The following is a 9,259-nucleotide window of genomic DNA, read 5'->3' as shown; positions in this document are numbered from 1 at the left end:
GAACCAAACAGCCTTTTAATGGTTGCTTGATTCTATTCATTTACTCATTATCAACAGGATTTGACAAAGAGCCATTATTTTTTGTCTAAAATTTCAAGAAGTAACGTTTAAAGGCATTACGGTATTCACTTGGTGTTTTATTTTTCCACTTCTTGAAATTTCTGTTCAAAACATGTGCATTACTAAATATCCCGATGTCATCTACGTTGCAGGAAATGGTGCCTTAATGCGAAAACAAGAAAAGATATATTCATTACACCAATATTTTGGCGATGGTGGCAATGGCTTGGAAATGTTAAAAGAAGTCCTCACATCTTCATTGATAATGAGAACTTCTTTTAGATTATAGCCTTTGTTCTAGCATTAATTTTTACGGTATGTTTGTGTTCACCGTGGATCATTTTAACTTCCCAAATTGATTGATCATTGTCATCAGTTAATTCCCATGAAATCGGTGTTCCTCCACTGAATTCTTTTAGGGCAATTTCATTAGCTTCTTGGCGTGAAATTGTCTTTTTTAGGTTCAAAGACGCATCTTTTTCGTAGTCATAATCAAGCACCTGCGTAGACTGACCTAGAATCTTGTTATTAGTTGCGTCAACCTGAATAGTACAGTCTTTACGGTCATCATAGCCTACTATGTCATAAACATAGATATCTTTACTTAAACTAAGTGTGATCGATTTAACTACTGCATGTGTATATAATGATTTGAATTTCTGAACGGCGGAATCCTGTGAGAGATTAATCTGTGGCAGGTTATTGCTAGAATAGCTGATCATTTTCGTTTTAGCTGTTAAATTAGTAGTTCGAATGGTAAAGTTACTTACCTTTGACGATTGACTATTTAGATAGATCGTTGCCCCAATTATCCCAATAAGTAACCCAGTAATAATGCTGCTGATAATGATAAAAAATTTTCTCATGAATTCCACCTCGTTATTATGTTCTATATGTTTACTGATATTATATATTACATAATCACAAGGTGACAGCTTATCACTAGGAGCTTTGAATTTTCTTATGTTTTTTGCTACAAAAATGCAATATTTTTAAACGAAAAGAAAAATTAATGCTAAAAGTGCGGGTAGCATTTGTACTAAAAAGATTTTCTTAGTTGCAGTGAATCCGCCGTAAATTGCTACTACGACAATTAAACTTAGAATTAATTTCCATACGTTAAAAAGAATAGGGATAGGGAAAATAAAGAAAGCAATGATCAAAATTACACCTAACATACCATTGTAGATGCCTTGGTTAGCTAGTGAAACTTGAGCAGCTTCTTGTTTAACAAAATTGCTATCCATGTCAAAAGCCTTAGCTTGTTGTTCAGGTTTACCAAATATTTCTAAGAAACAGATACCGATATGCTCAATAGCCACGATAAATGTTAAGACTGTTCCAATAAGTGTGAAAAGAGTGTAAGGACCATATTTTATAAGTTCCACAAAAATTCCTCCAAATATTTTTTCTATAATTATACAATAGATTTTTGTTGACAATCGTGATCGAATAACTTATGATTGTTCTTATAAAAAGTAAGAAGGAGGATGAATCACATGTTTAAGCATCAAATGCAATGTCAATACACTGAATGTTGTTGTACAAACAGCATTTATTTGACATGCTCTGATGTGGTGATTCATCTTAAGACTATTACTGATTAACTAGTTAAAAAGTTGTGGTTCTTAATGGGATGTATTCCGTGTTGGAGTACATCCCATTTTTTTGTTTGAGAAAGGAAAAATTATGTCGAAACTAAAGGGAGTTTTAGCAGGAGTCGTTACTATTTCATTAGGGATGCTTCTTGCAGCATGTGGTAATGGCAATAGCAGTAATAAGTCGGCAGCTCAAAGTGGCACTTTAAATTTAAGCACCACAGCTCCACTTGATACTATTGATATCAGTAGGTCTACCGGATTTGGTCAAACCGGCAATGTATTCGAAAGTTTTTATCGTCTTGGTAAAAATGGTAAGCCAACAGCTGGTTTAGCTAAAACTGGGACCGTATCTAAAGATGGTAAAACTTGGACGTTTAAAATACGTGATTCTAAGTGGTCAAATGGCGATCCGATTGTAGCGCAGGACTTTGTTTATTCTTGGAGAAGAAGCTTGAATCCTAAGACGGCTTCTCCGTATGCCTATCTTTTTAGTGGTGTAAAAAATGCTGATGCGATCATTGCAGGAAAGAAGTCACCTAACGCATTAGGGATTTCTGCACCGGATAAAAAGACAGTAGTGGTTAAGTTAAATCGTCCAATTGCTTACTTTAAAGTATTGATGGCCTATCCATTATTTGGGCCGCAGAACGAAAAAGTTGTGAAAAAGTATGGCAATAGATACGCAACCAAAGCTCAATACCAAGTCTACTCAGGTCCTTTCAAGATTAAAGGATGGAACGGAACTAATGATACCTGGTCATTTGTTAAAAATAATGATTACTGGGATAAAAAAGCAGTTAAGTTGAACAAGATCCATTATCAAGTGGTTAAGTCCAACAATACTGGTTATCAGATGTATCAACAAGGTAAGCTGGATTTAACTCCGCTTTCAAGTGAGCAAGTTAAGAACTTAAAGAGTAATAATGACTTTACTCAATATCCATATTCGTTAGTGCGTTTCTTGCTTTATAACTTTAAGGATAAAAATGCAGTTAATAGAAAGGCCTTGAATAATAAAAATATTCGCTTGGCGTTATCATTATCAATTGATCGTGATATTGTGACTAAAAAAGTTTTAGGCAATGGCTCAACTTTGCCAAAAGGCTTTGTTGCCAATGATTTGGCTGCAAATTCTAAAACAGGTACAGATTTTGCTAAAGAACAAGCAGTGAAAAATACAGTTGATTATAATCCAGCTCTAGCCAAGAAATATTGGCAAAAGGGATTACAGGAGATTGGCCAAAAGAGTTTGACTTTTGATGTTTTATCTTCAAATGATGAAGCAGACAGTGATCAATTGACCCAATATTTGCAGTCACAATGGACCAAAGAATTGAAGGGAATCAAGATAAATATTACCAATATTCCTGATAAATCAACCACTAGTCGTGCACAGCAAGGTAACTTTGATATTTATCTCTCTCATTGGGGCGGTGATTTCAACGATCCAATGACTTTTATGCAGATTCCGATGACTGGAACATCTTATAATTATGGTAAGTGGTCAAATTCTGAATATGATAACTTGGTTAAAAAAGCGGGCAATCAGGATGCTAATAATCCTGAAACACGTTGGAAGGATTTGGTTTCAGCAGCTAAGATTGTGAATGATAATCAGGCTATTACACCAATTTATCAACAAACAACAGCATATTTACAAAATAAGCGGGTTCACGGTATTATTCATAATACCGCAGGTACGCAATGGTCATATAAATATGCTTATGTAGATTAAAAAAGGGAGAGATCCCCTTTTTTGTTTACATTTTTTGTTGTAAATTCAACAAAAATTAATATAATAGTTTCTTAGGTGAAAAAATGAAAGAAGATATTTTACGTCAAATTGGCACAATCGCACGGGCATTTGATTCGATTGCTAATATTGAGTTTAAGGAAATACAGCTAAATCGTGGACAGTATTTATATTTAGTTCGCATTAGTGAGAACCCAGGAATTATCTCAGATCATTTAGCAGGAATGCTTAATGTTGATCGGACAACAACGGCTCGCAGTATTAAAAAATTAGAGCAGAATAAGCTGATTAGAAAAGAGAATGACCAACAAAATAAGAAGATTAAGCATTTATTTGTGACAGAACTCGGCCAAAAGCTGGCTAAACAAATTAAAAAAGAAAATGTTTATTCAAATGAAGCAGTTTTAGCAGGGCTGAGTACCCAACAACGGATAGAATTGGCTGCTTTGCTACAGACAGTAGAGAAAAACGCTGGTGCAAATTGGCGGCTAGTCAAAAACGGTGAAAAGAGGGAATATTGATGAATTATGAAATTAAAACAATTACAACAGATGATGTAAAAAAATTACAACAAATTTCACGCGAAACTTTTAAGACGACCTTTGATCCTTATACTGCGCCGGCTGATATGAAACGTTTTTTAGCAGAAGATTATGAAACTGGGAAGTTGATTGAAGAAATTAAATGTCCTGATAGTCGCTTTTATTTTTTGCTGGTGAGTGGAGAAGTTGCTGGCTATTTGAAAATCAATGTAGGAAGTGCGCAAACTGAACAATTGCGTGAGAATGCCTTAGAAGTGGAACGCATTTATTTACGCACCAGTTTTCAGCATCGAGGCTTAGGCAATGTCTTGTTAGATTTTGCGGAAAAAACAGCCCGTGAAGAAGGTAAAGATTATTTGTGGCTAGGAGTTTATGAAAAAAATATTCCAGCCCAGCATTTTTACAAGCGACATGGTTTTGAAAAGGTAAGTGAGCATACATTCCAAGTTGGTAATGATCCACAGACCGATTGGTTATTAGTGAAGAAATTATAGCAAAAAAAGCGAGCTTGTGCTCGCTTTTTATTAATCATCATTTTTAGTTGAAATAACTTTCTTAGTTTGTGCATCAATTTTGACTTCAGTAGTTTTAGTGCCATCACTAACTTTTACGTTCCAGTAAGCGATGTCGTGGTCTTGTTCTAGATTCCATTCTTTACCTACACCGGTTGCGTTCTTTTCAGCAATTTTTGTTGCTTCATCGCGGCTGATCAAACTGTCGAAATTTAAAGCCTTTTGATTAAGCTCGTCCAAATCTAGTTTTTCTGAACTTGAGTGAATGAGCCTACCATCATTTGCATCAATAGTTGCTGAGTATTCTTTAGTTTTATCAAAACCATCAATTTCGTAGACATAATTATTATTTTCTAACTTTAAATCAAGCTCTTTGATTTCGGTGTCTGGATATTTTTCATTAAATTTATTTAATGCGGATTGCTGACTAACTTGAATTTTTGCTCTCTTCAATTTAGTCTCGTTTTGTTTAACTGCTTTTTTAGTATTTTTCTTAGCTTTTGAGACTTTTGAAGACTGACTGCTAGATTCATTACTATTATTACTACATGCGGTAGCACCTAATACTAATGCTCCAGTTAATGCTACACTGCTAGCTAGTTTAATTAATGTTTTATTTTGTTTCATAAATAAACTCCTAATATATTAATATCAAATCTATATCTCAATATTACAGTAAAAAGGAGTATAAAAATAGCATCTAGTGACATAATGTCATTTTTTTATTACTTTCTTAAAAAAGTACTGCATTTCTGCAGTACTTTAATGAAATTATTCACCTTTAAAAGTATTATTTTCAACTTCACGAATGAAATCAGCCAAGTGTTTATAATAAACGGCAGGATTGTCGACCATGTGGTGATGACCACCATCAGGGGTAGTTACTAAGCGAGAGTTAGGAATCTTCTTTTGCATGATCTTAGCAGTTGAAATTGGCATTGTTTCGTTTTCACCGAAGGTTAATAAGGTTGGTACCTTGATCTTGTGCAATTGATCTCTAAAATGCCAATCTTTTAGCTTACCAGTGATGACGAATTCGTTGTCGCCTTGGAAGGCATTGTAGACGGCACTGCCGCCGATATCCTTCAAGTGGTAAAGTTTAGAAGGTTGCTTACGGTCAACGAAGTTAATGTTTAAGATTTGTACATCGTCTTGGTAGCGTTGGTTGTCGTAATCGTTGTTCTTTTCACATTCGTGCATAAAGTCGATTTCCGTTTGTGGAAGAACTTCTTGACGTCTTCTATTAACTGAAGCAACGTATTCATCGATTTCATCAACCATGGAAGAAATGATGGCGCCTTTTAAGTGTTGACCATATTTAACGGCGTATTCTTGTACAAGCAAGCCGCCCCAGCTTTGACCAATCAAGTAAATGTTGTCTAAGCCTAACTTTTCGCGAACTTCATCAACTTCATCGAGGAAATATTCATAAGTTAAATACTTCTTGGCGATTTCAGGATCGGAATAATCCGGTTGATCTGAATAAAGTGAGCCTAGTTGGTCGTACATGGTAACTTGAACGTTTAGGCCTTGCTTCTTTAATTGTTCTGCAGTGTCTTCCCAATATTCATGGTTGCCGCCAGGACCGCCGTGCAAAGCTAAAAGATGAATATCGCCTTCGCCTTGAGTATTAGTCCATAAGTGATAACCGTTGTCTAAAGTAATAATTTTAGTACCAGTTTTCATTAAAAGATCCTTTCTGTTTTTCATTTGAAATTAAAGATATTACTCTAATTATCGTATCTAATTGAGAAAAAGACAAGCTAGCGGTTATAATGTTTCTAACGACATAGAAAAGGGGAACTTATGAGTCTTAAATACGCTAAAAAAAGTCAGCTAATTGGCTATATTATTTTGGCCGCAATTAAGGCCTGCAATGTTGTATTTGTCGCTTACATGGTGAGAATCATGTTAAACGTAGCTTCATCAGGCTCGCATGACTACATGCACCTTGTTCGTTTGGCTATTTTGACTGCTTTAGGTCAAATGTGTTTTATGGCCAGCAATTTCATCTATGAAACGGTGAAGATGGGGATTATTCGTGATGTGAATATGACCTTTAAGCGGGCAAATTTGCGTTACTTAGTTGATCAAGGTGAGCCAGATATTAAAAGCGGCTTGTCTTTAATGACCAATGATTTGAAACAAATTGAAACTAACCGAGTCACAGCCCAATTGGATATGATCTTTCAAGGATTAACTTTTTTGGGGGCAATTACTTTTGCTTTTTATAGTTCTTGGCAAATGACCTTGGTTTTCTTGTTTGCGACGCTGGCTCCGGCATTAGTGCAAATGATTACGAGTCCGATCATTACGAGAAAATCCAAGATTTGGGCTACAACGAATGCTAATTATACCCAAAATGTATCAGATTCCTTAAATGGAGCGCAGGCAACTAAGCTGTATAATGTGCGCACTAACATCGTTACCCGAGCTGCCAATGCGGCCCAACAGATGGAAAACGCCCTAAGAAATATGACTTTGACTCAGGCCTGGGCATTAGAGTTAATCTATTCTGCCGCTGAATTGTTCTGTTTCATCGTGCCATGTACGATTGGTGGGATCATGATGATGCAAGGCAACTTAAAAGTTGGTACTTTAGTGATGATGGTTGATTTGGCCCTCAACTTTATTACGCCAATCGTAACGCTTTTTAATGAATTTAATCAGGTTAAGTCGACTGTACCAATGTGGGAAAAGACCCAGCGAGCTTTGCGGCATGTCATGAAAAATGATAAAGGAAAAATTGATCATTTTGATGGGATGCAGGTTGAGCAATTATCATACGTTACTAATAGTGACCACAAGCGAATTTTTGAAAATGTGAACTTGGAAGTTAAGCCAGGTGAAAAAGTGCTGTTAATGGCACCAAGTGGCTGGGGTAAGACGACCTTATTGCGCTTGCTGTTAGGTTTGAGAAAACCTAAAAGTGGCAAGATCCTGATTAATGGCCACGAAGTAACGGGAAATTGGGATGCAGCACATAATTATTTCTCATATGTTAATCAAAAACCATTTATGTTTGATGATACCTTGCGTTTTAACATTACCTTAGGACGTCAGGTGAGTGATCAACACTTAAAGGAAGTAATTCATGAAGCTGGCCTAGATGAACTGGTCAAAGAACAAGGACTGGATAAGAAAGTTGGCGAAAACGGCAGCGGTTTGTCGGGTGGACAAATTCAGCGGGTAGAAATTGCGCGTGCACTTTTGTCAGGCCGCCCAATTTTATTGGCTGATGAAGCAACTAGTGCGCTTGATCCTAATCTGTCATTAGGCATCCATAAGACACTTTTGCAAAATCCACGGGTAGCAGTAATTGAAGTAGCCCACAAGATTTCGCCGGCAGAAAAGGCCATGTTTGATGTGATTATTCACTTAGATACTCATACAATTGAAACTAAGATGTAAAGAGCTGATTTTTAAATCAACTTTTTTTATATAAATTAATATATAATCATTTTAATAAAAACATTTTATAAAATATATCAAAATTATTGAACTGAAAGCAGTTACATTATATAATCTAGTCAAAGATAGTTCTTAATTAGGGGGAAGAAATTATGGCTGAACCAAAATGGCTTAAGGATATGAATCCTGACGAATACTTAAAAGAAGACTTCGATGCAACAGGCAAGACTAAATATACTGTTGAAGGAATTGACAAGGATGATCCAAATTGGCTTGATAAGGCAGCTAAGAAGGTTAATGCCGCAGAAGGTGATGACTACGTTAAGCTTGATGCTGGTTTATTGACTGTTAACCAAATTAACTGGATGTTGCGCAACACGATTGGTGAAATGACTTTTGTTGATAGCAACAACCAATTCTTGTGGTACAATCGTCCAACTGATCCTAACAAGAAGATGTTAGCTAAACGTACACCAGACCAAGTTGGTGATACGATGAAGGCTGTTCACCCAGATGTCCGTGATGTTATTCCTGATGCGAAGAAAGTTGTTCACGCATTGCGCACTAAGGAAGGCGGCCATGATGATGTTTACATGCCTGTTCCTACTGGTAATTTAAAGAAATTAGTTTTGCACTACTACAAGCGGGTTGAAGATGATGAAGGCAACTACGCTGGTATTTACGAATGGGTTCAAGATTTGTACCCACTTGTTAAGTACTTCTGCGAAACTACTGGTCAAAAGTTAGTGATTGACGACGATGCCACAACTGGTGCAACTTATCGTCGCAATTCGGATCCAGATGCGGCAACCGGTGCTTCAACTAAGGCTGCAGAAGTTAAGGAAGAAAAGCATGAAGAACCAGATACTACAACTGGTGCTTCACAACATTAATTTTACGAGTGATGAAAAAGACGACTCTGATGAGCCGTTTTTTTTTAGTCGCATGATCTAACTGCAATCATGATTTCTGCAGGAAGATTGTTACTAGCAATGTTGTCTTGAGGATAGGCAAAGTAAGGAAAGACTTCGTAGTTTTCAGGAACGTGGCTATTGATGACTTCCTTTAGTTTATGATGTTTAAGGGTGCTATTTTCTTTTAAAGTTAATCCAGAATGAGAACCAACTTTTTTACCTTCAGGATCATAGTAATTGATGATTAAAGTATATTCTTCTTTTTCTGCTTTAGTAGGAAGAATTTGTTGAATAATTTTTTGGGGAAGATTAGTAAATTTATTTTTAAGCATATGTAAGTACTCGTTTGTGAATGTTTAAAGATTGGTATATTTCTATGTTAGCAGAGATGTAATTGTTAGTAAATGACATAATGTCACTTTTAAAAATAATTAAAAAATGACTCAAGTGAGTCGTTTTGTTTTGG

At 36.0% G+C, this 9,259-nt stretch carries 10 protein-coding genes and 1 pseudogene; 5 read left to right on the top strand and 6 right to left on the bottom strand.

What is annotated here, in order from left to right; genetic code table 11:
* Positions 1–85 precede the first annotated feature (85 nt).
* From Q0Y84_RS08700 to Q0Y84_RS08690, 3 genes and pseudogenes are all read right to left on the bottom strand, one after another.
* Positions 86–187, bottom strand: a pseudogene (locus Q0Y84_RS08700) (AraC family transcriptional regulator); the annotation flags it as partial.
* 151 nt (positions 188–338) lie between these two features.
* On the bottom strand, positions 339–926 hold the full coding sequence (locus Q0Y84_RS08695; protein WP_297952763.1) for a PepSY domain-containing protein: 588 nt from the start codon (positions 924–926) through the stop codon (positions 339–341).
* A 126-nt stretch (positions 927–1,052) separates the two neighbouring features.
* Entirely contained in the window at positions 1,053–1,448 is a 396-nt protein-coding gene (locus tag Q0Y84_RS08690; RefSeq protein ID WP_297952761.1) for a DUF1304 domain-containing protein, read from the bottom strand.
* Positions 1,449–1,749: 301 nt separating this feature from the next.
* Between Q0Y84_RS08690 and Q0Y84_RS08685 the strand changes: the two genes are divergently transcribed.
* From Q0Y84_RS08685 to Q0Y84_RS08675, 3 genes are all read left to right on the top strand, one after another.
* On the top strand, positions 1,750–3,396 hold the full coding sequence (locus Q0Y84_RS08685) for a peptide ABC transporter substrate-binding protein (protein ID WP_297952759.1): 1,647 nt from the start codon (positions 1,750–1,752) through the stop codon (positions 3,394–3,396).
* A gap of 83 nt (positions 3,397–3,479) precedes the next feature.
* Positions 3,480–3,935 carry a MarR family transcriptional regulator gene (locus tag Q0Y84_RS08680; RefSeq protein WP_297952757.1) on the top strand — a complete coding sequence of 152 codons (456 nt, stop codon included), beginning with the start codon at positions 3,480–3,482 and terminating at the stop codon, positions 3,933–3,935.
* Positions 3,935–4,450 carry a GNAT family N-acetyltransferase gene (locus tag Q0Y84_RS08675; RefSeq protein ID WP_297952755.1) on the top strand — a complete coding sequence of 172 codons (516 nt, stop codon included), beginning with the start codon at positions 3,935–3,937 and terminating at the stop codon, positions 4,448–4,450. The genes Q0Y84_RS08680 and Q0Y84_RS08675 overlap by 1 nt, the downstream gene beginning before the upstream one ends.
* A gap of 30 nt (positions 4,451–4,480) precedes the next feature.
* Here the strand turns inward: Q0Y84_RS08675 and Q0Y84_RS08670 are convergent, their stop codons facing one another.
* A complete protein-coding gene (locus Q0Y84_RS08670; RefSeq protein ID WP_297952753.1) occupies positions 4,481–5,095 on the bottom strand; it encodes a PepSY domain-containing protein in 615 nt (204 codons plus the stop codon).
* A gap of 144 nt (positions 5,096–5,239) precedes the next feature.
* Entirely contained in the window at positions 5,240–6,154 is a 915-nt protein-coding gene (locus Q0Y84_RS08665; RefSeq protein WP_297952751.1) for a prolyl aminopeptidase, read from the bottom strand.
* 120 nt (positions 6,155–6,274) lie between these two features.
* Between Q0Y84_RS08665 and Q0Y84_RS08660 the strand changes: the two genes are divergently transcribed.
* Positions 6,275–7,879, top strand: a complete 1,605-nt coding sequence (locus tag Q0Y84_RS08660; protein ID WP_297952749.1) for an ABC transporter ATP-binding protein — start codon at positions 6,275–6,277, stop codon at positions 7,877–7,879.
* A 152-nt stretch (positions 7,880–8,031) separates the two neighbouring features.
* Positions 8,032–8,772, top strand: coding sequence for a PAS domain-containing protein (locus tag Q0Y84_RS08655; RefSeq protein WP_297952747.1), 741 nt, complete (start codon positions 8,032–8,034; stop codon positions 8,770–8,772).
* A 44-nt stretch (positions 8,773–8,816) separates the two neighbouring features.
* On the opposite strand, the gene Q0Y84_RS08650 is transcribed toward Q0Y84_RS08655, so the two are convergent.
* On the bottom strand, positions 8,817–9,125 hold the full coding sequence (locus Q0Y84_RS08650; RefSeq protein WP_297952745.1) for a hypothetical protein: 309 nt from the start codon (positions 9,123–9,125) through the stop codon (positions 8,817–8,819).
* Positions 9,126–9,259: the final 134 nt, after the last annotated feature.

The organism is uncultured Lactobacillus sp. (assembly GCF_947367125.1).
Taxonomy (GTDB): domain Bacteria; phylum Bacillota; class Bacilli; order Lactobacillales; family Lactobacillaceae; genus Lactobacillus.
This window is presented reverse-complemented; position numbering and strand designations above follow the sequence as displayed.